The organism is Heyndrickxia sp. FW510-T9, assembly GCF_058781025.1.
Map to the genome: position 1 here is coordinate 1 of NZ_JBYSWK010000007.1, position 21,652 is coordinate 21,652.

Sequence of the window (21,652 nt, forward strand, 5' to 3'; positions counted from 1 at the left end):
ATCTCCGCTTATTTTCCTTTTGCTGGTTACTTGTTTAAGGACATCATATCTTATTTAAAAATAAGTGAAGTTTTTAGGAATGACGTTCTTTGGCAAAAATTGATTTGTCTTTGCGTTAGTTGAAGAACTGGTCATTTGATTATAAAAAAGCAGAGGATGCAAAAATAAGTAGTTCAGTTTTGAAGTACAAAAAGTGGAAATGTAAATGTAATTGGGTATCAAATTGCAATTCAATTTGATACCCGTTTTTTGTTGCTATATCAATGTTTAACGCAATTTTACTACTGTATTTGCATATAAAAATGGTTATAAATTTGCACACAAGAAATATTTATTGTAAAGGTTCAAATTGGGGTGTTAAAATGGTTGCGGATTGGACTACAAATTTTGGCTGAATTTAGTATGCGTTTTTTGTGACAATTCTTAGAAGGTATTACAACTTTTGTCGCCCATATAAATCGGCAGATAAAAAGTATTTAACACCAGCACAACGACTAGGGATTACAGATAAACAATTCAATTGGAACGATATTATCTATTTTAAATAATGCATTAAAAAAGAGCTTGGATTACAAGCTCTTTTTAAGGTTTGATTTCTTTATTATATTTATCAAAAAGATAAAGGTCAGCAAATAAACTACTGCTTATTCCTTGAGGTAAATTTTTCACAATTATAAAGTAGGTATCTTCAGGAACTTGAACCGAAAATTTCAATGAGTCGTTCTGTAATTCAGCTCGTATGGAGTGAATTTGTTTATCAGGATTTTCCCCAATTATGATACCATAATTGCCTTTATCCGTATTTACTCCATAATAGTTTGCAAAGTTTTTTTCATCATTCGTTCCATAATTGGTATTACGAATTTGCAGTTTTTTATTCGGACCTTCTTTCAATGTTGCCATCCCTAAATCACCAGTTTGATTTTCAAATAGGGCTACATAAGTATCCGACTTCCCTAAATGTTCTACTTTTATTAAAGTAGGATTTAGTTCCTCCCCGCGATTTTGCCAAATGGTTAGGTGTTGTTGTATATCCTTTGAATTGTTTGAGATTGGATATTTTGCGTTAACATTTTTAGTATGAACGACTTTTGATACACATCCTATAATAATAATTCCAACAATAAGAAATAAAAGAATAAGAATTGATTTACGCATTTAAATGACCCCCCCTCCGAAATTTGCTATTAAATTAATCTCATTGAACAAGAAATCGCTCTTTTTAAAATTATACCGCAAATTTACCAACTTTCATTCTAATTAACAATTTATTCTGAAATTAGCTGTACAAACTGTCTGATTTTTTATATGCAAATTATTATAAAAAAAGCAGTTAATTTTGGATTGTTTTTTAAAGTTTTGTACTCCAAAACTGAACTACTTAATGCAAAAACCTCTGCTTTTTTCTGTGTAATTTTATTATCTAAAAGTATGCGATTAGCTTGATATTGACCTTGTAAATTCAGTTTTTCTACTTCACAAACGAACTACTTAGCATTAGGCTTAGCTCCTTATTTTATTTAACTGATTTTATATTGTTAATCAGTTCTAATTTCCACTCTCCATTCTTAAAAATATATAAATACTTCATATTGAAGGAGATGGAAAGATGGAAATTGATGGTGTATTCTCTGGAGGTGGGATAAAAGGATTAGCATTAATAGGTGCATATGAGGAACTTGAAATGAAGGGTTATACGTTCAATCGAATTGCGGGTACAAGTGCAGGGGCTATTATTGCTGCACTAGTTGCTGCGGGATATTCGAGTGAAGAATTAAAGCGATTAGTTGCGGAAGTGGATCTTTCGCAATTTCTTGATACCCGTAGAACATGGCTGCCATTACCTTTTACAAAATGGTTATTTCTATATTGGAGATTAGGACTATATCGTGGTAAGGCTTTTGAAGATTGGTTATCAGTGAAATTAGCAGAAAAGGGAGTATATACTTTTGCAGATATGCCAAAGGAGAAGTTAAGAGTAGTAGCTTCAGATTTAACAAATGGGAGATTGCTAGTATTGCCAGATAACTTAATTGACCTTGGTGTTCCTATCGACAGCTTTCCGGTTGCAAAAGCAATCAGAATGAGCTGCAGCATCCCATATTTTTTTGAACCAGTCAAGCTCAGGTCAATAGATGGTACTAACATTATCGTAGATGGTGCTGTTTTAAGTAACTTTCCTATGTGGCTTTTTGTGGAGGAAGGAAATAAAAAAACACGGCCAGTCATTGGAATAACCTTGAGCTCAAAACTTAAAGAACATCGAAAACATCCAATAAAAAATGGTTTCCAACTATTTGGTGCGTTATTTGACACGATGAAGGATGCACATGATACAAAGTATATATCAAGACAAATAGAGAAGGATATTATTTTTATCCCGACAGATGATTTTACTTCAATCGAATTTGATTTAACCAAAGAAAAAAAAGACGCCCTAATTAATCTAGGACGTTTTCGAACAAAAGAATTTTTGAAAAAATGGTCATATTAATAAAAATTTAAAATATTGCCCGGTTTTTCTTCTTACCTTTTTTTCCCTCTATTACAGTAAGTTGAACATCTGATTTTTTCCTGATTGGCTTTTTGCGAATCTGTACAGTAGATTTTCCAGATACTATGGCCTGCCGTTTTTTTAGACGTCTTTTGGATTTTCGTGCCGCTTTTATAAAATTTTTCTGTTCCTTTGCATTAAGCTTGTTGCGGGTCCATATCCGGTATAGGAAAAAAACAGCTGCGATTACAAGAATAGCAAAAAATATTTGCTTAAATAGTGAAACTGGATTTGAAAATAATAATGTACCAAAGCCAATGACTGCCAAAAGAAAGATAACACCAACTAGACTATTTCTTAAATGCAATAAAGCCACCTCCATTTGAGCATCATAAGCATTGTTTCCTCAATATCATCCTTTTATACCAATTTTTCTATTCATTTGGAATGTATTTCATAACATAATGATTTCTATTTTTCTTCACATAGACATATTAGAGGAATCAGCTAATATGTCTTGCTCCTCTTTTTCCACTCTTAACAGTTCTTTAAACGACAAAATCGCAACTTCTACTTGGTCATCAGTCGGTTCCTTTGTTGTAAGGAGCTGTAGCCATAATCCAGGGTAACCGAGGTACCTTAAAACAGGAATATCCCGTAATTTATTCGTAAATTGCAAAACCTCAAATGAGATTCCCAATACTACAGGAATAAGCGCAATTCTATCAACAATTCTTAACCAAAGAGGGCTGGTAGGAACAAATAAGTAAATAATCACGCCAATAACAACTGTAAAAAGAATAAAGCTGCTTCCACATCTAAAATGCAATCTCGATTGTGATTGAACATTTTCTACCGTAAGCTCTAGATTATTTTCAAATGTATTAATTACTTTATGCTCTGCACCATGATATTGAAAAACACGCTTAATAAGAGGTGTTAAAGAAACAAAGTAAATGTAGCAAAGAAGCAGAATTAGCTTAAACAATCCCTCTAGCAAAACTTGGGCAACATCATTTGAAATGATTGGTTTAAACATCGCAGCAAGGAAAACAGGTACAAGCGTAAACACAAATTTGCCAAAAATAAAGGAAAGCACACCAAGAGTTGCAATCCCAATGACCATGGTAGTTTTGGAAGGCTTTTCTTCTTTTATTTTTTCATCATCCTGAGGATCAACATCAAATCTCTCACTAGCAAATTGTAAGTGTTGGGATCCAGTTGCACTCGCTTCTATGATGGCAATAATTCCTCTTAGAAAAGGTATTTTCTTTAGCATTTGTAATGCAGGTCTCGTTTTACGAGGTAAATAAAAATATTCTATGGAAGAATCCTTCCTTCGAACTGCTGTAACGGTTTGATGTTTTCCTCCAAACATTACACCTTCAATGACTGCTTGCCCACCATATGATGGGTTTTTTTGATTTTCCATTATTGTCACCAGCCTATTTATCTAAATGAAGAATCGTATAAGTACGATATCTCACTCTTTTTGTACGAAATAAGAAGCATATATAATTCATACATAAGAAGTTATCTTCATTTTACTAAAAAAATCGAAAAACGACTAGCTGTATCAGATATGGTTATTCTACTAATAGAAAGCTTGATACAACTTGTACATTGCTTATCAAAAAATGGAGGTATAAGAATGGACTCGCAGCATGAAAAAACTGAGTTTTATGAAGTTGGTTCTTTTATGAAAATGGTTGTCATTACTGGATTTATTGGAGGGTTATTTTGGAGTGCAATTGGATATTTTACATACTATTTACATTTTATTAAAGTGGAGCCTAACATTATTTTAGAACCTTTTACGGTTGGAACATGGAGAGAAAGCTGGATTGGAATTGTGACATCTATTTTAACCTATGGGATTATATCAATAGGTGTAGCATTTGTTTACTATGCAATCTTAAAGAAATTAAAGTCGATGTGGGTAGGGGCTGCATATGGAATCGCATTATTTTTACTTGTATTTCTCGTATTAAACCCCATTTTTCCAGGTATGAAACCATTTTTCAAACTAGATTTAAATACAATTATCACCAGTGTATGTTTATACATACTTTACGGAGTATTTATTGGGTACTCTATATCTTATGAGCAAAATGAAAGAACTCATTATCATGATAAAAATAAAGAAATGAAAAGTTAATAGAATTTTTACGGATGTTATATATAGTTTCCGTTATATTTTTTATGATAGAATGATTATGATTTACATTCTTACATAAAGGTGTAGAAAATGAATAAAATTCTTGTACTAAATGGACCAAATTTGAATTTACTTGGTAAAAGGGAACCAAATATTTATGGAAACAATACCCTTGATTATTTACATGAGCATCTTAAGAAAATTGCTCCTACTTATGGTGCGGAAATTGAAACCTTCCAGTCTAATCATGAAGGAGATTTGATTGATCGAATTCACCAAGCTGGAGAAGAAAACGATACCGGGATTATTTTGAACCCGGGAGCTTTTACTCACTATAGTTATGCGATTCGTGATGCTATTGCTTCCGTTTATGTGCCTGTTATAGAAGTACATATTTCAAATGTACATGCCCGGGAATCATTTAGAAGAGAATCGGTTATAGCACCTGTTACGGCAGGACAAATCGTCGGTTTGGGTTTTTTTGGCTATGAATTAGCATTAAAAGCATTGACAGAATACATAAAAAGGGGAGAATAAATAATGCAAAAACTAGAAAAATTACGTGAAGAATTTCATGGTAATGGGATTGATGGAATCCTAATTACAAGTAACTATAATCGTAGATATATTTCCAACTTTACAGGAACTGCCGGAGCTGTTTTGATATCTGCGGATAAAGCATTGTTTATTACAGATTTCCGTTACGTAGAGCAGGCTTCAAAACAGGCTGAAGGGTTTACAATAGTCCAGCATAAAGGACTCATTCACGACGAAATTGCTAGTCAAGTCAAACAGCTAGGTATTAAAAAATTGGGATTTGAGAAGGATTATGTAACATATTCCGCTTTCCAAACATATGCACAAACGATAAAAGCAGAATTAGTCCCAGTAGCAAATCTCATTGAAAATTTACGCTTGATTAAGACGGATTCAGAGATTAAGATATTAAAGGAAGCTGCCGACATAGCGGATGCGGCATTCAAGCATATTATAGAATATATTAAACCGGGATTGACAGAGCTTGAAGTTTCGAATGAACTAGAGTTTTTTATGAGAAAATGTGGCGCAATCTCTTCATCTTTCAATACAATCGTAGCATCTGGAATTCGTTCAGCATTACCACATGGAGTTGCAAGTGACAAAGTTATTGAAAAAGGAGACTTTGTTACATTGGATTTTGGAGCACTTCATAAAGGCTATGTGTCGGATATTACTCGGACGTTGGCAGTTGGAGAACCTTCTGAAAAGCTAAAAGAAATTTACAACATTGTATTAGAATCGCAATTACTTTCGGTTGAAAAAATGAAACCAGGTATGACAGGTATTGAAGCAGATGCCATTGCTCGTGATTATATCACAAGTCATGGTTATGGAGAATATTTCGGACATTCCTTAGGTCATGGAATAGGGCTTGAAGTTCACGAAGGACCGTCTTTATCTGTTCGTTCTGATATCATTCTGAAACCAGGAATGGTTGTTACTATTGAGCCAGGTATTTATGTTCCTGGACTAGGCGGAGTAAGAATAGAAGATGATACATTAATCACTGAAGACTCAAACGAAACTATCACACATTCAACTAAAGATTTAATAATTCTTTAGAATGTTACCCAAGTTAATGATCAACACCTAAGAATTATCGTAAAAATGAGGAGGAATAATAGATTATGATTTCTGTAAATGATTTTCGTACAGGTTTAACGATCGAGGTTGATGGAGGAATTTGGCGTGTAATGGATTTCCAACACGTAAAACCTGGTAAGGGTGCGGCTTTTGTCCGTTCAAAGCTGCGCAACTTACGAACTGGTGCTGTTCAAGAGAAAACATTCCGTGCTGGCGAAAAAGTAGAGAAGGCTCAAATTGATAACCGTAGAATGCAATACTTATATGCAAACGGTGATTCTCATGTATTTATGGACAATGAATCATATGAGCAAATTGAACTTCCTACAGCTGCAATTGAATATGAGTTGAAATTTTTAAAGGAAAATATGGAAGTACAGATTATGATGTATCAAACTGAAACACTTGGAGTGGAACTTCCGAACACTGTTGAGTTAACAGTAACGGAAACAGAACCAGGCATTAAAGGAGATACTGCTTCAGGTGGTTCAAAACCAGCAACAGTTGAAACTGGTCTAGTTGTTCAAGTTCCTTTCTTTGTGAATGAAGGAGACAAACTAATAATCAATACGACTGATGGATCTTACGTATCAAGAGCATAAATTATATAAATAGAAAGAAATCGAATATCATGTTCGATTTCTTTTTTTTATGCATATTTTTCAGGAGTCATAATTTTGATCGTTTCGAATACATTTAGTATCGGGAGGCATAGTGAAATTGATACCCGAAATTTCACTCGTACAAAAGGAGGAATTATCAATGGAAAACATTTTAGCCATATTGCCAAAAACAATTTCCGAAAAAATTCAAGCATTACCGACTCCCATCCAAAATTCAATAGAAGAAATTCGTATTCGAATTAGTCGTCCTTTAGAAGTTATCACGAAGAATAAACCTTTTTTCCTTCCATATACAGTAGTGGAAGAGGATGCTTTGCAATTCATTAATAGAATAGCAAATCATTCATTTTATACATTAGATGAAGAACTAAAAAAAGGTTATATTACAATAGCCGGAGGACATCGGGTTGGTCTGGCGGGTAAAGTTATCCTTGAAAATGGGTATGTAAAAGCGATCAGAGATTTTTCATCCTTCAATATAAGAATTGCGAAGGAAAAAATAGGAGTTGCTGACCCCTTTATTCCCTATCTCTATTATAACCGGTGGCAACATACGATGATTATTGGACCTCCGCAAACTGGTAAAACTACCTATTTACGTGATATTGCAAGATTGATTTCCAGCGGTTCTGTGGACAAGCATATACCTGCTATGAAGGTAGGCATTGTGGATGAAAGATCTGAAATCGCAGGCTGTGTAAGAGGTGTTCCACAATTACAATTTGGTCCAAGAGTGGATATATTGGATGCCTGTCCAAAGGCAGAGGGCATGATGATGATGATACGCTCCATGAGTCCAGATGTATTGATTGTGGATGAGATTGGTCGTGAGGAAGATAGTGCGGCGATTATGGAAGCTATAAATGCCGGTATTACATTGGTGATGACTACACACGGCAATTCATTTGAAGAAATTCAAAAGAGACCTATATTAAAAGAGATTTTACAGCTGCAGGTTTTCGAAAGGTTTATAGAATTATCACGGTCAAATGGTCCAGGGACAATAAAAAAAATAAGAGATGGTCATGGAAGAGAAATGACCAATAAAGCAGGTGTTTCAACATGATAAAAATCATAGGTGCACTCTTTATTATCGTATCAACAACATGGACAGGTTATGAGATATCAAGACAATTAAGTGATAGACCGAAGCAATTACGTTGGTTCAAATCAGCATTACAATCTCTTGAAGCGGAGATTATGTATGGCCATACTCCTCTCCATGAAGCTGCAAGAAAACTATCGAGTCAATTCCCGAAACCACTTTCAATTTTTTTTTCTTCCTTTTCGAGTAAACTCCTGTCAGTTGAAACGTCTGTGAAAAATGCATGGGAATCAAGTTTACAGGAAATTTGGAAGATGACATCACTAAAGCAAAATGAATATGAAATATTAATTCAATTTGGAGAAAATTTAGGAAAGCACGATCGCTTGACCGAACAAAAACAAATTAATCTGACAATTACTCATTTGGAAAGAGAAGAAGCTGATGCACATGAAAAGCAACAACGCTATGAAAAAATGGTGAAGAGTATGGGGCTTTTATTTGGAATATTAATTGTCATTTTATTGATGTAGTGGAAATGGAGGAGAAATAGTGGGAATTGATGTTGATATAATCTTTAAAATAGCTGGAGTTGGAATTGTTGTAGCATTTCTGCATACAATTTTGGATCAAGTCGGAAAAAAGGAGTACGCCCAATGGGTAACACTATTTGGCTTCATATATATCTTGTTTATGGTTGCTTCTATCGTCGGTGATTTATTTGGAAAAATAAAATCTGTCTTTCTATTTCAATAAGGTTCTTTTTTAAAACTTTGTAGCTCTTTTAAACGAAAATATTAGGTAACAACCTTATTTGAGTTAATAATGAATATTTTTTTAAGAAAAGATGCTCGAAGCCAAGCCTACTTAAGATTTATAACAAATGACGAAAAGCAACAATCAATGCGAAAACGGTCTCAATAGAAATAATAGAAAACTATTCTAAATCGAGAAGAGGGAGGGATTAAGGATTGAAATCATTCAAATAGTGGGATTATCCCTCATTACAACCTTTTTGGCCTTAATCATTAAGGAACAAAAGCCTAATTTTGCTTTTCTATTAGTTTTGTTTGTCGGCTGTGCTATATTTCTGTTTCTTGTCGATCAATTAAGGGAGATTATTAATATGGTACAAAAAATAGCATCAAATGCAAATGTGAATACAATCTATATCGAAACCATATTAAAAATAATCGGGGTTGCATATATAGCTGAATTTGCTTCCCATATTTCTAAGGATGCAGGGCAAGGGGCGTTGGCTGCGAAAGTAGAATTGGCAGGAAAAATAATAATACTAGCAATGTCTATTCCTATATTAAGTGTACTAATCGAGACTGTTATTCATCTTATTCCAAATGGATAAAAACAGGCATTGTAGTAAAGAGGTGAACGAAATTTGCGGCAATGGATGCAGTTGATAATTGTAATTATCCTACTTTTTATCGGGCAAAACACTGTAATGGCAGCAACAAATGAAAATGATGGTGGAACATTGCAAGATGAACTTGTAGATAAACAGATGAATGATCTAGGAATAGATGATTTAACAGGATATTGGCAAAAGATTGTAGATGAATACGGAGGTTTTTTACCAGACACTCAAAAGGGAAGTCTAATCGATTTTATAAAAGGGGATAAGAATTTTTCCTTGAATCAATGGTTTCGTGGCATCCTTAAGTTTATGTTCCAAGAAATTGTGATGAATGGTAAGCTACTGGGATCTTTGCTTATTTTAACGATATTTAGTTTATTTCTCCAATCACTTCATAGTGCTTTTGAACAGGGAACCATTAGTAAGGTAGCCTATTCGATAGTATTTATGGTACTGATTATCATCGCTCTCAATAGCTTTCATGTTGCGATTAATTATACAAAAGATGCAATAAGTATGATGATCAATTTTATTTTGGCGCTTATACCATTACTCCTTGCTTTAATTTCCACATCAGGAGGTATAGCATCTGCTGCATTTTTCCACCCTGTGATTATTTTCCTCATGAATACAAGCGGCATCTTAGTTCAATATGTTGTTCTACCACTTCTATTATTGTCTACTTTGTTAAGCATTGTAAGCACCCTCTCTGAACAGTATAAAGCAACACAATTAGCACAACTGCTTCGAAATTGTAGCATTGGGTTACTAGGAATATTTATGACGATATTCTTGGGTGTCATTTCTGTACAAGGTACAGCTACAGCAATTACAGATGGTATTACGATTAGAACAGCAAAATTTGTAACTGGAAATTTCATACCCGTGATAGGGAGAATGTTTACAGATGCTGCTGATACCGTGATTAGTGCATCTGCCCTATTAAAAAATACTTTAGGGATTGCAGGTGTTGCAATTGTATTAATAATTGCAGCATTTCCTGCAATGAAAATCCTCGCATTAGCTTTCATGTTTAAATTTACTGCTGCTATTCTTCAGCCAGTAGGGAATGGTCCTGTTATAGCATGTCTCGATATCATTAGTAAAAATATGATCTATGTGTTTGCAGCATTAGCCATCGTGGCGATCATGTTTTTTCTCTGTATCACCATTATTATCACAGCCGGCAATATTACGATGATGATGAGGTGAATACAAACTAGTTGCTGCAGCAATACGGAAAATAAAGTTTGAACCTCTTAATAGTTATATAAAAGTTATTTTAAAGAGAATGGAGGGAACTCCATGAATTTTTTAACAGAATGGATAATGAATATCATAGTTTTTATCTTACTCGCGATGATTGTGGACATGCTGCTACCGAGCTCTGCGATGAAAAAATATACAAAATTAGTCACTGGGTTATTATTAATCGCTATTATTTTGACACCCATCATGAAAATTTTTTCACAGGATTTTGATACGTTAATATCTCAAGTATCAGCTAAATCAATTGTAAACAAAAATAAAGTAGAAAATTTGATAGAAATGAAAAAAACAGAAATACAAGCATCTCAAGATGCATATAAATTAAAACAAGTGGCTGTCCAAATGAAAAAAGAAGTAAATAAGGAGTTGATAGACCGTTTTGGAAAAAGCATAGATGGTGATATCTCCATAACGATGAAAGACCATGAAAAGGCATCTGTAGACAATATTGATAAAATTACCCTTTATTTAACAGATGTAAAGGATGAAAAAGTGGTAGCAGCTATTGAACCTATCAAAATTGATACACAAAAACCAGTTGATAATCAAAATTCCGCAGAAACGAAAAGCATTATTACGTTCTTGACTAATCAATGGAACTTAACGAATCAATCGATAGAGCTACATTTTGAAAGGGGGAGCAAGTAGCTAAATGAGCGATAATAAAGGGCCCTTCGACTGGATAAAAGATAAGCTCTTTTCATCACAAGAAAATCAAGGAAGCGGAAAAAAAAATAATAAGTTTCAATATTTTTTAATTCTGCTACTCTTTGGCATTGCCATCATGCTTATCAGTAGCATATGGAGTAAAAACCAAAACGATAACTCTACACCTGTCATTAGTCAGTCTAGTGAAGAAAAAGATGTTGCCACATTTGGATCTAGTTCAGCAAATAAACAAGCAAAAACAATGAAGGATTATGAGGAGCAGTATGAAAACGAATTAAAAGATGCACTAGAACAAATTGATGGTGTTGGCAAAGTAAAGGTAGTCGTAAATGTCGGTTCCACGGAAAGCAAAGTGTATGAAAAAAACACGACCACACAAAATCAAACTACAACCGAAACAGACCGAAATGGCGGTGAACGAAAGGTAGACGACCTTTCACAGGATGAGAAGCTAGTCATCATCCGAAATGGGGAAAATGAGACTCCGATTGTGACTGAAACAAAGAAACCAAGTATCGTTGGTGTTCTTGTTATAGCAGAAGGGGCAAATAATATGACTATTAAAAGATGGATCAAGGAAGCAGTAGCTAGAACATTTGATGTTCCAGATTATAAGGTTACGGTTTTAGTGAAAAAAAATTAAGGGGGATTTAAAAATGTTGCTTAAAAAACAAACAGTTTGGTTATTGACAATGCTTAGTCTTGTCGTAGTTCTAACAGTCTATTATATTTCACAGGATCCAAAAACAAATAATGATTTGGCGACGTTGGATAAAAATAGTAAAGTCACGAGTGAAAAAGCGACTAATTCAACTGCTAAGAATGATGGAAAAGTCAATATTGCCACACAAGCAGCAGATGATCAAACATTTGAAGCAATGCGCATGTCAAGAGATGATGAAAGAAGTAAATTACAAGAACAATTAACAGATCAATTAGCCACTACTAATATATCTCCTGATCAAAAAAGCAAAATAAAAGACGAAATGGATAAATTAACGGATACTGCACAGCAGGAACAAGTATTAGAAACATTAATCAAATCACATGGATACAAAGATGCATTAGTTCGATCTGATGGCACTAACATTAGTATTACAGTAAAATCCAAAGAGCAAAACACGGCTGCTGCTAACGAAATCATCCGATTAGTAGAGCAACAAATCGGAAACTCACCACAAGTAGCAGTTGAATTTCAGAAATAATAAACAAAAGCGTAAGCGCCGCTAGCAGATATTTTCCAATGCTAGATGTATACAATTTTTATTAAAAATTATTCAAAGTATGAAATCTTATAAATTCCTATAACATAAGGAAAGGGAAATGATTAATCATTTCCCTCTTTCTTTTGTTACATAGTAATTTATATTACACTTATTCTAGATGGTTGAATTTTTACTCAAAGTTATCGTATGATATTATTAGTTAGTCCTAAAATATATTTTTGTACCAATATTATTAAATAGGAAATATTTAATAATATGAATCAAGGTGACGGCTACATAAAAATAAGCATGGAAATACTATATTTAACATGCCGGATAAATTTTAGAAGAGGTGTAATATGTTTAAAATTCAAGAAATACGCGAAATTATTAAACTTGTTGATGGTTCAAGCATTGATGAATTTGAATTTGAAGGTGATGGCGCTACATTAAAGTTAAAAAAACGTTCTGATGTAGCTGTTGTTGAATCGCATGTAATAGCACAACCAATACAGAAGCAAGTAGTTCAAAGTGCACCACAAGTAGAAGTTGTTGCACCATTGGAAAATGCGATTACGAATCGAGTTGAAAGTAAAGTAGAGCAAGCTCCAGTACAAGATGCTAATTTACATAAGATTGTTTCTCCGATGGTAGGAACTTTTTATCAATCACCATCACCAGATAAAGATGTATATGTAAAAGCAGGATCTCAAATAAAAAGTGATTCCATTGTATGTATTGTTGAAGCTATGAAGCTATTTAATGAGATTGAAGCAGAAGTAGATGGCGAAATTGTGGAAATCCTTGTTAAAGACGGACAACTTGTAGAATATGGACAACCACTATTTTTGGTAAAGACGAAGTAAGGAGCGATCATCAGTGATAAAGAAAATCTTAATTGCCAATCGAGGAGAGATCGCTGTTCGAATTATTCGTGCATGCCGTGATTTAGGAATAGAGGCTGTATCCGTTTATTCTGAAGCAGATAAAGATGCTCTTCATGTTCAAATGGCAGATGAAGCATATTGTATTGGACCGAAAGCTTCGAAAGACAGTTATTTGAATTTTACAAATATCATCAGCGTAGCGAAATTAACCGGATGTGATGCTATTCATCCTGGTTATGGATTTCTTGCTGAGAATGCCGATTTTGCTGAACTTTGCAGAGCGTGCAATATTACCTTTATAGGTCCAAGCCCTGAGGCAATTTCCAAAATGGGTACGAAAGATGTTGCAAGGGAAACAATGAAAGCTGCTGGAGTTCCAATTGTCCCAGGTTCTCAAGGGATTATTGAGAGTATCGAGGATGCAATTGAATTAACAAATACTATGGGCTATCCGGTGATTATAAAAGCTACTGCCGGTGGTGGCGGAAAAGGTATTCGTGTTGCTAGAACAGAAGAAGAACTCATTAAGGGAATTAGTATTACCCAACAGGAAGCGGCAACTGCATTTGGAAATCCAGGTGTGTACATTGAAAAGTACATTGAGGATTTCCGTCATGTTGAAATTCAAATTATGGCTGACAAACATGGAAATGTTATTCACTTAGGTGAAAGGGATTGTTCTATCCAAAGACGTTTACAAAAGTTATTGGAAGAAACACCATCACCAGCGCTGACAAGTGATATTCGTGAGGAAATGGGTGAAGCAGCTGTTAAAGCTGCAAAAGCGGTTGATTATTCTGGTGCAGGTACAGTAGAATTTATATATGATCACCGAAATCAGAAGTTTTATTTTATGGAAATGAACACCCGTATTCAAGTCGAACATCCCGTTACGGAACTTGTTACTGGTGTAGATTTAATTAAAGAGATGATTTTTGTAGCATCTGGAAAACCATTATCGCTTCAGCAAGAAGATGTTACTTTTAATGGATGGGCAATTGAGTGCCGCATTAATGCAGAAAATCCTGAGAAAAACTTTATGCCATCAGCAGGAAAGATTCAAATGTATTTACCACCTGGTGGGTTAGGAGTTCGTGTCGATTCTGCTGCATATCCTGGGTATACAATACCACCATATTATGACTCTATGATTGCAAAAGTAATTTCTTATGGAGCAACAAGAGAGGAAGCAATTGCTCGAATGAAGCGAGCATTAGGTGAATTTGCCATTGAAGGTGTTCACACAACTATTCCTTTTCATTTAAAATTATTGGAACATGAAGTTTTCGTTTCTGGAGACTTTAATACGAAGTTTTTAGAGAAATATGATGTAATGAAATAATGCTCTACGGAGGTGTTTGACATGGTAGAAACAAATCCAATGCTAGAGATGGAAACAGCAGGTAATGATCTTGGTAAGGTTGAAATCGCACCTGAGGTTATCGAAGTAATAGCAGGAATTGCGGCATCTGAAGTAGAAGGTGTTGCACAAATGCGTGGAAATTTTGCAAGTGGTGTGGCAGAACGCCTCGGCCGAAAAAATCATGGCAAAGGTGTAAAAGTTGAGTTAGCGGATGATGGAATTAAAGTTGACGTATATTGTACTATGAATTTTGGAGTATCTATTCCTACAGTTGCTGGGAAGATTCAAGACAATATTCGTCAGGCATTATTAAATATGACTGCTTTAGTTGCTGATGAAGTAAATATTCATATTGTAGGAATTCAATTTGAAAATCAAAAGCATGAAAGTGATTTAGATTTAGAGCTTTCATAAATTAAAATAGCCAAGGGTGCATTACCTTTGGCTATTTATTTGATTGTCTAGCTACTGGTGAAATTTGCACTACAATTTCAATAGCGTCTATCGGATTTCTACTTCTTCTCCCTACGATAAGTCAACATCAGGTGAAATTGAGAGTACAAATTTCACTCGGTAAAATAAAACTACAAACTTCACTCATCCGTACGCTTGAGCAGCGGCGCTTTTACTTTTCTTAATTGATTTTATCAAAACATGCGTATGTACTCCTTTTTATGGTATTATCTTTTATGAAAATAAATTAATTGTAATTAAATAATTTTAGGATAAAGATGTTAATCATATATCTTATACATTTTTTTAAAAAAGGAGTAATACATAATGATGAAAAGAAGAACAGCTAGAGAAAAGGCTCTTCAGGCATTATTTCAAATAGATATAAACGAAGCAAGTCCTGCAGAAGCGATGGAAAACATATTACAGGGGGCACCAGTTGACCCGTATCTTGCAGAACTTGTTAATGGAACAGCTAACCATTTAAAAGAAATAGATGAAATGATTTCTAGCCACTTAGAAAACTGGTCTGTTAATCGACTTGCAAAGGTGGAATTAAATATTTTACGGTTAGCGGTATATGAATTAAAGTATGTTCAAGATGTTCCACCTAATGTAGCAATTAATGAGGCATTAGAAATATCGAAGCGTTTTGGAGATGAAAGATCTAGCAAATTTATTAATGGTGTCCTCGCTAAAATAAAAGAAAAAATTATTCAATAAAATTCTTCTGTGATTAACTCGCTATGTGGTAATATACATCATTTTATATGATGAAATAAGGGGATGGATCTTAATGTCAGCGAAAATCATTGATGGCAAACAAATTGCAACCATTATTCGTAAAGAAATAAAGGTAAAGGTAGAGGAGTTAACAAGAAATGGAGTCGTTCCAGGTCTCGCTGTTATTTTAGTTGGAAATAATCCTGCTTCCAGAACTTACGTAACGAATAAGCAAAAAAGCTGTCAGGCACTAGGCATGAAATCACTGCTCATCGAATTAAGCGAAACAATCACAGAGAATGAATTATTAGAAAAAATCGTAGAGCTGAACAATAATCAATCTATACATGGTATTCTTGTTCAATTGCCTTTGCCGAAACAAATCAATGAAAAAAAGGTGATTGAAACCATAAATCCCGAAAAAGATGTTGATGGCTTCCATCCGATTAATATTGGGAAAATGATGACTGGGCAGGATACATTTTTACCATGCACACCTTTTGGGATAATGGAAATGATCAAACATGAAGGGATTAGTGTCGAGGGTAAACATGTTGTGGTAATTGGAAGAAGTAATATTGTTGGGAAGCCTTCTGGCCAATTATTCTTAAATGAAAATGCTACGATCACATATTGTCATTCTAAAACAAAAAACCTTCCCTATTATACAAAACAGGCTGATATACTTGTTGCAGCAATAGGGAAAGCGAAATTTGTAACAGACGATATGGTTAAAACGGGTGCTGTAGTTATTGATGTCGGAATGAATAAAGATGAAAGTGGAAAATTATGTGGTGATGTTGATTTCGAACATGTAAAAAATATAGCTTCCTACATAACCCCAGTGCCTGGCGGTGTTGGACCAATGACGATTACAATGCTTCTTTCCAACACACTAAAATCAGCACAGAATGATTATAAGCATCGCAAACATATAGAAAAAAGTGTATAATGAAAAGAAAAAGCTGTCTTCCAATAAAATGCAGGAAGCAGCTTTTCTTCATACATAATTGAAGGTGTTAAAATGTCTAATACAAAATACTTAAGTGTACATGCTTTAACTAAATACATAAAAAGAAAATTTGATGTAGATCCATATTTAACGGACATTTATGTCAAAGGGGAAATTTCGAATCTTAAACGTCATTCAAGTGGTCATCTTTACTTTACTCTGAAAGATGCAAAAGCAAGAATATTGTCCGTTATGTTTTCATCAGCAGTGAAAGGATTAGTATTCGACCCGGAAAATGGACTGAATGTGTTAATTAGGGGATCGATTTCCGTTTACGAATCAAGTGGTCAATATCAAATATATGTGAAAGAAATGCAACCTGACGGGGTAGGTGGGCTCTTTTTAGCTTACGAGCAGCTTAAAGAACGACTTGAAAAGGAAGGACTGTTTACTCCTGATAGGAAAAGGAAAATCCCTGCTTTTCCTAAAGTTATAGGGGTAATTACATCTCCTACTGGTGCTGCAGTTAGGGATATTATTACGACAATAAAAAGGCGCTATCCAATTGGGGCTATTAACTTGTTTCCAGCACTTGTTCAAGGTGAAAATGCTGCAAAATCAATTGTTAAAGCCATAGAGAAAGCAAATGAACAGAATCTTGCAGATGTATTAATTATTGGTCGTGGTGGTGGCTCAATTGAAGAATTATGTGCTTTTAATGAAGAAATAGTCGCCAGAGCTATTTTTTCTTCAAATATCCCAGTAATATCTGCGGTTGGACATGAAACAGACTTTACAATTGCTGATTTTGTTGCTGATCTTAGGGCGCCGACTCCAACAGGCGCTGCTGAACTTGCAGTTCCTCATATTGAAGAATTAATGGAACGATTATTAAATAGAAAAATGCGTTTAATCCGTGGGATATCTGAAATATATCGTCATGAAAAAAAGCGTCTGGATTATATAAACCGTTCCTATATTTTTAAAAACCCTCACCTTTTGTATCAACAAAAAATGGAACATATTGACCGTTTGACTGAACAGTTAAACAAGGAAAATCAACGGCTGTATGAACGTTCAAAATCAGAGCTTCAATACTTAAAACAAAGATTATACCGTAACCGTCCTTCTGAACAACTAAAGCGGGAACAGGAAGCCTATGAACGGCTATCAAAAGGTCTTCAAAAAAATGTACAAATCATTGTGAATAATAAACAAAAGGATTTTTCACAAATGGTAAGCACATTGCAGGCATTAAGCCCATTAAAAATCATGGACAGAGGCTATAGTGTTACCTATACAGCTGACAAAACCTTACTGAAAAACATTTCACAAGCGAGTATTGGTGATTCCGTTATAGTTAGAGTTTCAGATGGTACGTTGAATTGTACTGTAAAAGAGATAGAGAGGAGTTCGGAACATGAGTGAAAAAATGACATTTGAAGAGGCAATGGAAAAATTAGAAATAATTGTACAGAGGCTAGAAGAAGGGGATGTTCCGTTGGAGGAAGCATTAAACATCTATAAACAAGGCATGGAGCTGTCAAAGATTTGTCATGATAAATTAAAAAATGTAGAAGAACAATTGGCGAAAGTAATTACAGATGATGGGGAAGAGGAGTTTATCATCAAGGAGGATGAGTAAATTGAGTGCAACAGAGCTGAATGTATTTATGAAACAATACATTGTTCAAATTGAAAAGGAACTATCACAGTATATTGCTTTATTAAATGCTCCTCCTATCATTAAAGAAGCTATGGATTATTCTTTACAAGCAGGAGGAAAAAGAATCCGTCCAATATTACTGTTATCTACGTTACACGCTTTACAACAAGATATTAATATTGGTATGTCTTGCGCATGCGCTGTGGAAATGATACACACATATTCACTCATTCACGATGACCTTCCTGCAATGGATAATGATGACTTAAGAAGAGGCAAGCCAACCAATCATAAAGTTTATGGTGACGCGATCGCTATTCTTGCTGGAGATGGTTTGCTTACATATAGCTTTCAACTCATTGCCGAAGATGAACGTCTTACAGCAAATGATAAAATCGAATTGATTAAGCTTCTATCTAAGGCTGCTGGAGCAGAGGGTATGGTTGGTGGACAAGTCGCAGATATGCAAGGGGAGAATTCCACATTGTCCATTGATCAATTAGAAAATATTCATGCGAATAAAACAGGAAAGCTAATGACGTTTTGTATTATGGCAGGAGCTTTAATTGGCGGGGCAACTTCCAAACAAAAGGAATTATTTGCGGGTTATGCTAACCATATTGGAATCGCCTTTCAGATAAGAGACGATGTATTAGATATAGAGGGCAATCAAGATGTCATTGGGAAACCTGTTGGAAGTGATGTAACAAACCATAAAAGCACATATCCTTCCCTATTATCTTTAGAAGGTGCAAAGGAACGGCTACAATATCATATTGAACAAGCTAGAGAAATTTTGAAACAAACGGGTTTACAAACGGAACTTCTTTCCCAAGTGACGGATTTGATTGCGGATAGAAATCACTGAAGCAATAGTTGTTGTAATATGCATGAATTGAGTGTAAAAGAATATTATGTTATACTATATTTACTAAAATTCAATTGTACATAAGCCCTGATGAATCATTTTTTGTGTGGAATGAATGGCCGTTATCACATTAGTGTTAGCGGCTCTTTTCTTAAACATTGCTGTTTTTATAATCGTAAAACGCATACATTTTTACAATCATTATTAGGTGGGTAAGCCTTTTAAGAAAAGATGCCCCGAAACTATATCTTATTAGAAGTTTAATCGAAGTACGAAAAGCAACAATTTATACGAAAACAGACTTACAATAAATAATCTAGCCTTTTCTTGTAGAAAATTATTATTATAATAATGATAGGAATAAATTAACGAAAGTGAGTGATCCATATTGGATCTATTATCAATTAAAGACCCTTCTTTTTTAAAGGATATGAATACTGAACAGTTAAAAGATTTGAGCGAAGATATAAGACGCTTTCTTATTGAAAAAATATCCAGAACTGGGGGACATATCGGTCCGAATTTAGGTGTTGTAGAACTGACACTCGCATTGCACAAATGCTTTGATAGCCCAAAAGACAAAATTTTATGGGATGTTGGTCATCAGTCTTATGTTCATAAAATTTTAACGGGCCGTGCAGACCAGTTTGATACACTAAGACAGTTTAAAGGTCTTTGTGGTTTCCCAAAAATGGTAGAAAGTGAACATGATGTTTGGGAAACTGGTCATAGTTCTACATCTTTATCAGCGGCAATGGGAATGGCAATTGCAAGGGATATAAAAGGGGAAAAATCATTTATCGTCCCTGTTATTGGAGACGGTGCATTAACAGGTGGAATGGCACTAGAGGCACTGAATCATATCGGACATGAACAAAAGGATTTAATCGTTGTATTAAATGACAACGAAATGTCCATTGCCCCGAATGTTGGTGCACTTCATAATGTGTTAGGAAGACTCCGAACAGCTGGAAAGTACCGCTGGGCCAAAGATGAATTGGAAAGTTTTATCAAAAAAATTCCTGCTGTCGGTGGAAAACTAGCAGCTACAGCTGAAAGAATAAAAGACAGTTTAAAATATTTAGTTGTGTCAGGAATATTTTTTGAAGAATTAGGTTTTACCTATTTAGGGCCTGTTGATGGTCATAATTTTGATGCCCTATTTGAAAATCTTCAATATGCGAAAAAAACGAAAGGCCCTATTCTATTGCATGTCATTACGAAAAAAGGAAAAGGGTATAAACCTGCGGAAAATGATACCATCGGGACATGGCACGGAACAGGTCAATATAAAATTGAAACAGGAGATTTAATCAAGCCTGTTAACGCTCCTCCGGCATGGAGTAAGTTAGTGAGTGATACGGTATTAAAATTAGCTAAAAAAGATAAACGTATTGTTGCTATTACTCCTGCGATGCCTGTTGGTTCAAAGCTTGAGAAATTTGCAGAGACTCTGCCAGATCGAATGTATGATGTTGGAATCGCTGAACAACATGCAGCTACTGTAGCAGCGGGCTTAGCAACACAAAAAATGAAACCATTTCTCGCAATTTACTCGACCTTCTTGCAACGTGCATATGACCAGGTTGTTCATGATATTTGCCGTCAAAATTTAAATGTTTTTATTGGGATTGATCGTGCAGGTCTAGTTGGGGCTGATGGTGAAACACATCAAGGTGTATTCGATATTGCCTTTTTACGTCATATACCTAATATGGTTATCATGATGCCAAAAGATGAAAATGAAGGTCAGCACATGGTAAATACTGCGATTAAATATGATGATGGTCCAATTGCCATGAGATTTCCTCGAGGAAATGGGATTGGAGTGCCAATGGATGAAGATCTTAGACAAATTCCGATTGGTTCATGGGAAGTATTAAGAGAAGGAACGGATGCCGCAATTTTAACCTTCGGAACCACTATTCCTATGGCAATGGAAGCAGCAAATTTATTACAAAAACAAGGGCATTCTATAAAAGTAGTGAATGCTAGGTTTATTAAACCTTTAGATGAAAAAATGTTGCAAGGTATTTTGGAAACAAATATGCCTATCTTAACGATCGAAGAGGCAGTATTACAAGGCGGATTTGGAAGCTCTGTGGTTGAATATGCACATGATCACGGATTTTACCATAGTGTTATTGATAGAATGGGGATTCCAGATCAATTTATTGAGCATGGTAATGTAGACGAATTATTGGAGGAGATAGGGTTTACTACCGAAAATGCAGTGAAAAAAATTATCTCCATTTCTCCAAAAAAACAAAAAAGGGCATAAC

Annotated in this window: 25 protein-coding genes; 22 read left to right on the forward strand and 3 right to left on the reverse strand. The window is 34.8% G+C overall.

Annotated elements, in window-relative coordinates; translation table 11 throughout:
- Positions 1-582 precede the first annotated feature (582 nt).
- On the reverse strand, positions 583-1,158 hold the full coding sequence (locus tag AC3WJF_RS05315; RefSeq protein ID WP_492450088.1) for a hypothetical protein: 576 nt from the start codon (positions 1,156-1,158) through the stop codon (positions 583-585).
- 451 nt (positions 1,159-1,609) lie between these two features.
- Between AC3WJF_RS05315 and AC3WJF_RS05320 the strand changes: the two genes are divergently transcribed.
- On the forward strand, positions 1,610-2,494 hold the full coding sequence (locus AC3WJF_RS05320) for a patatin-like phospholipase family protein (RefSeq protein WP_492450089.1): 885 nt from the start codon (positions 1,610-1,612) through the stop codon (positions 2,492-2,494).
- Positions 2,495-2,501: 7 nt separating this feature from the next.
- On the opposite strand, the gene AC3WJF_RS05325 is transcribed toward AC3WJF_RS05320, so the two are convergent.
- Together AC3WJF_RS05325 and AC3WJF_RS05330 are read right to left on the reverse strand one after the other, a co-directional pair.
- Positions 2,502-2,861 carry an SA1362 family protein gene (locus AC3WJF_RS05325; RefSeq protein WP_492450090.1) on the reverse strand — a complete coding sequence of 120 codons (360 nt, stop codon included), beginning with the start codon at positions 2,859-2,861 and terminating at the stop codon, positions 2,502-2,504.
- A gap of 114 nt (positions 2,862-2,975) precedes the next feature.
- Positions 2,976-3,926, reverse strand: a complete 951-nt coding sequence (locus AC3WJF_RS05330; protein WP_492450091.1) for a DUF1385 domain-containing protein — start codon at positions 3,924-3,926, stop codon at positions 2,976-2,978.
- Between the two features lie 219 nt (positions 3,927-4,145).
- Here AC3WJF_RS05330 and AC3WJF_RS05335 point away from each other — a divergent pair, with 219 nt between their 5' ends.
- From AC3WJF_RS05335 to dxs, 21 genes are all read left to right on the forward strand, one after another.
- Complete coding sequence (locus AC3WJF_RS05335; RefSeq protein WP_492450092.1) at positions 4,146-4,652, forward strand: YqhR family membrane protein; 507 nt, start codon at positions 4,146-4,148, stop codon at positions 4,650-4,652.
- 90 nt (positions 4,653-4,742) lie between these two features.
- Entirely contained in the window at positions 4,743-5,189 is a 447-nt protein-coding gene (gene aroQ / locus AC3WJF_RS05340; protein WP_492450093.1) for a type II 3-dehydroquinate dehydratase, read from the forward strand.
- Positions 5,190-5,192: 3 nt separating this feature from the next.
- Positions 5,193-6,254 carry a M24 family metallopeptidase gene (locus AC3WJF_RS05345; RefSeq protein ID WP_492450094.1) on the forward strand — a complete coding sequence of 354 codons (1,062 nt, stop codon included), beginning with the start codon at positions 5,193-5,195 and terminating at the stop codon, positions 6,252-6,254.
- 65 nt (positions 6,255-6,319) lie between these two features.
- On the forward strand, positions 6,320-6,877 hold the full coding sequence (gene efp / locus AC3WJF_RS05350) for an elongation factor P (RefSeq protein WP_492450095.1): 558 nt from the start codon (positions 6,320-6,322) through the stop codon (positions 6,875-6,877).
- A 160-nt stretch (positions 6,878-7,037) separates the two neighbouring features.
- On the forward strand, positions 7,038-7,964 hold the full coding sequence (spoIIIAA, locus tag AC3WJF_RS05355; protein WP_492450096.1) for a stage III sporulation protein AA: 927 nt from the start codon (positions 7,038-7,040) through the stop codon (positions 7,962-7,964).
- On the forward strand, positions 7,961-8,476 hold the full coding sequence (gene spoIIIAB, locus AC3WJF_RS05360) for a stage III sporulation protein SpoIIIAB (protein WP_492450097.1): 516 nt from the start codon (positions 7,961-7,963) through the stop codon (positions 8,474-8,476). The genes spoIIIAA and spoIIIAB overlap by 4 nt, the downstream gene beginning before the upstream one ends.
- Before the next feature lie 19 nt (positions 8,477-8,495).
- Positions 8,496-8,699, forward strand: coding sequence for a stage III sporulation protein AC (gene spoIIIAC / locus AC3WJF_RS05365; RefSeq protein WP_055739312.1), 204 nt, complete (start codon positions 8,496-8,498; stop codon positions 8,697-8,699).
- Positions 8,700-8,922: 223 nt separating this feature from the next.
- Positions 8,923-9,306: a stage III sporulation protein AD gene (gene spoIIIAD / locus AC3WJF_RS05370; protein ID WP_492450300.1), complete on the forward strand. Its 384-nt coding sequence runs from the start codon at positions 8,923-8,925 to the stop codon at positions 9,304-9,306.
- Between the two features lie 33 nt (positions 9,307-9,339).
- Positions 9,340-10,527: a stage III sporulation protein AE gene (gene spoIIIAE / locus AC3WJF_RS05375; RefSeq protein WP_492450098.1), complete on the forward strand. Its 1,188-nt coding sequence runs from the start codon at positions 9,340-9,342 to the stop codon at positions 10,525-10,527.
- A 93-nt stretch (positions 10,528-10,620) separates the two neighbouring features.
- Positions 10,621-11,232 (forward strand): stage III sporulation protein AF, encoded by a 612-nt coding sequence (gene spoIIIAF, locus AC3WJF_RS05380; protein ID WP_492450099.1) that lies wholly within the window; start codon positions 10,621-10,623, stop codon positions 11,230-11,232.
- Positions 11,233-11,236: 4 nt separating this feature from the next.
- On the forward strand, positions 11,237-11,896 hold the full coding sequence (spoIIIAG, locus tag AC3WJF_RS05385) for a stage III sporulation protein AG (protein ID WP_492450100.1): 660 nt from the start codon (positions 11,237-11,239) through the stop codon (positions 11,894-11,896).
- Between the two features lie 13 nt (positions 11,897-11,909).
- Positions 11,910-12,458, forward strand: coding sequence for a SpoIIIAH-like family protein (locus AC3WJF_RS05390; RefSeq protein ID WP_492450101.1), 549 nt, complete (start codon positions 11,910-11,912; stop codon positions 12,456-12,458).
- Between the two features lie 359 nt (positions 12,459-12,817).
- Positions 12,818-13,324, forward strand: coding sequence for an acetyl-CoA carboxylase biotin carboxyl carrier protein (gene accB, locus AC3WJF_RS05395; RefSeq protein WP_492450102.1), 507 nt, complete (start codon positions 12,818-12,820; stop codon positions 13,322-13,324).
- Positions 13,325-13,337: 13 nt separating this feature from the next.
- On the forward strand, positions 13,338-14,687 hold the full coding sequence (gene accC, locus AC3WJF_RS05400) for an acetyl-CoA carboxylase biotin carboxylase subunit (RefSeq protein ID WP_492450103.1): 1,350 nt from the start codon (positions 13,338-13,340) through the stop codon (positions 14,685-14,687).
- 21 nt (positions 14,688-14,708) lie between these two features.
- A complete protein-coding gene (locus AC3WJF_RS05405; RefSeq protein ID WP_492450104.1) occupies positions 14,709-15,122 on the forward strand; it encodes an Asp23/Gls24 family envelope stress response protein in 414 nt (137 codons plus the stop codon).
- A 369-nt stretch (positions 15,123-15,491) separates the two neighbouring features.
- The gene (gene nusB / locus AC3WJF_RS05410; RefSeq protein ID WP_492450302.1) at positions 15,492-15,884 is read left to right on the forward strand and encodes a transcription antitermination factor NusB; all 393 of its coding nucleotides are present in this window, start codon (positions 15,492-15,494) and stop codon (positions 15,882-15,884) included.
- A 73-nt stretch (positions 15,885-15,957) separates the two neighbouring features.
- Entirely contained in the window at positions 15,958-16,836 is an 879-nt protein-coding gene (folD, locus tag AC3WJF_RS05415) for a bifunctional methylenetetrahydrofolate dehydrogenase/methenyltetrahydrofolate cyclohydrolase FolD (protein ID WP_492450105.1), read from the forward strand.
- A gap of 72 nt (positions 16,837-16,908) precedes the next feature.
- The gene (xseA, locus tag AC3WJF_RS05420) at positions 16,909-18,264 is read left to right on the forward strand and encodes an exodeoxyribonuclease VII large subunit (protein WP_492450106.1); all 1,356 of its coding nucleotides are present in this window, start codon (positions 16,909-16,911) and stop codon (positions 18,262-18,264) included.
- Positions 18,257-18,481 carry an exodeoxyribonuclease VII small subunit gene (gene xseB / locus AC3WJF_RS05425; protein ID WP_492450107.1) on the forward strand — a complete coding sequence of 75 codons (225 nt, stop codon included), beginning with the start codon at positions 18,257-18,259 and terminating at the stop codon, positions 18,479-18,481. Before xseA ends, xseB begins: the two co-directional genes overlap by 8 nt.
- Positions 18,474-19,370 carry a polyprenyl synthetase family protein gene (locus AC3WJF_RS05430; RefSeq protein WP_492450108.1) on the forward strand — a complete coding sequence of 299 codons (897 nt, stop codon included), beginning with the start codon at positions 18,474-18,476 and terminating at the stop codon, positions 19,368-19,370. The genes xseB and AC3WJF_RS05430 overlap by 8 nt, the downstream gene beginning before the upstream one ends.
- A 388-nt stretch (positions 19,371-19,758) precedes the next feature.
- Complete coding sequence (gene dxs, locus AC3WJF_RS05435; RefSeq protein ID WP_492450109.1) at positions 19,759-21,651, forward strand: 1-deoxy-D-xylulose-5-phosphate synthase; 1,893 nt, start codon at positions 19,759-19,761, stop codon at positions 21,649-21,651.
- Position 21,652: the final 1 nt, after the last annotated feature.

What these genes read in the sequence shown, in the direction of transcription:
- AC3WJF_RS05320 (WP_492450089.1), top strand. Translation starts at nt 1,610, where the DNA reads ATGGAAATTGATGGTGTATTCTCTGGAGGTGGGATAAAAGGATTAGCA.
- spoIIIAA (WP_492450096.1), top strand. Translation starts at nt 7,038, where the DNA reads ATGGAAAACATTTTAGCCATATTGCCAAAAACAATTTCCGAAAAAATT.
- efp (WP_492450095.1), top strand. Translation starts at nt 6,320, where the DNA reads ATGATTTCTGTAAATGATTTTCGTACAGGTTTAACGATCGAGGTTGAT.
- folD (WP_492450105.1), top strand. Translation starts at nt 15,958, where the DNA reads ATGTCAGCGAAAATCATTGATGGCAAACAAATTGCAACCATTATTCGT.
- xseA (WP_492450106.1), top strand. Translation starts at nt 16,909, where the DNA reads ATGTCTAATACAAAATACTTAAGTGTACATGCTTTAACTAAATACATA.
- AC3WJF_RS05345 (WP_492450094.1), top strand. Translation starts at nt 5,193, where the DNA reads ATGCAAAAACTAGAAAAATTACGTGAAGAATTTCATGGTAATGGGATT.
- xseB (WP_492450107.1), top strand. Translation starts at nt 18,257, where the DNA reads ATGAGTGAAAAAATGACATTTGAAGAGGCAATGGAAAAATTAGAAATA.
- spoIIIAG (WP_492450100.1), top strand. Translation starts at nt 11,237, where the DNA reads ATGAGCGATAATAAAGGGCCCTTCGACTGGATAAAAGATAAGCTCTTT.
- spoIIIAF (WP_492450099.1), top strand. Translation starts at nt 10,621, where the DNA reads ATGAATTTTTTAACAGAATGGATAATGAATATCATAGTTTTTATCTTA.
- AC3WJF_RS05430 (WP_492450108.1), top strand. Translation starts at nt 18,474, where the DNA reads ATGAGTAAATTGAGTGCAACAGAGCTGAATGTATTTATGAAACAATAC.
- spoIIIAB (WP_492450097.1), top strand. Translation starts at nt 7,961, where the DNA reads ATGATAAAAATCATAGGTGCACTCTTTATTATCGTATCAACAACATGG.
- accB (WP_492450102.1), top strand. Translation starts at nt 12,818, where the DNA reads ATGTTTAAAATTCAAGAAATACGCGAAATTATTAAACTTGTTGATGGT.
- AC3WJF_RS05405 (WP_492450104.1), top strand. Translation starts at nt 14,709, where the DNA reads ATGGTAGAAACAAATCCAATGCTAGAGATGGAAACAGCAGGTAATGAT.
- AC3WJF_RS05390 (WP_492450101.1), top strand. Translation starts at nt 11,910, where the DNA reads ATGTTGCTTAAAAAACAAACAGTTTGGTTATTGACAATGCTTAGTCTT.
- AC3WJF_RS05315 (WP_492450088.1), bottom strand. Translation starts at nt 1,158, where the DNA reads ATGCGTAAATCAATTCTTATTCTTTTATTTCTTATTGTTGGAATTATT.
- AC3WJF_RS05335 (WP_492450092.1), top strand. Translation starts at nt 4,146, where the DNA reads ATGGACTCGCAGCATGAAAAAACTGAGTTTTATGAAGTTGGTTCTTTT.
- nusB (WP_492450302.1), top strand. Translation starts at nt 15,492, where the DNA reads ATGAAAAGAAGAACAGCTAGAGAAAAGGCTCTTCAGGCATTATTTCAA.
- aroQ (WP_492450093.1), top strand. Translation starts at nt 4,743, where the DNA reads ATGAATAAAATTCTTGTACTAAATGGACCAAATTTGAATTTACTTGGT.
- AC3WJF_RS05330 (WP_492450091.1), bottom strand. Translation starts at nt 3,926, where the DNA reads ATGGAAAATCAAAAAAACCCATCATATGGTGGGCAAGCAGTCATTGAA.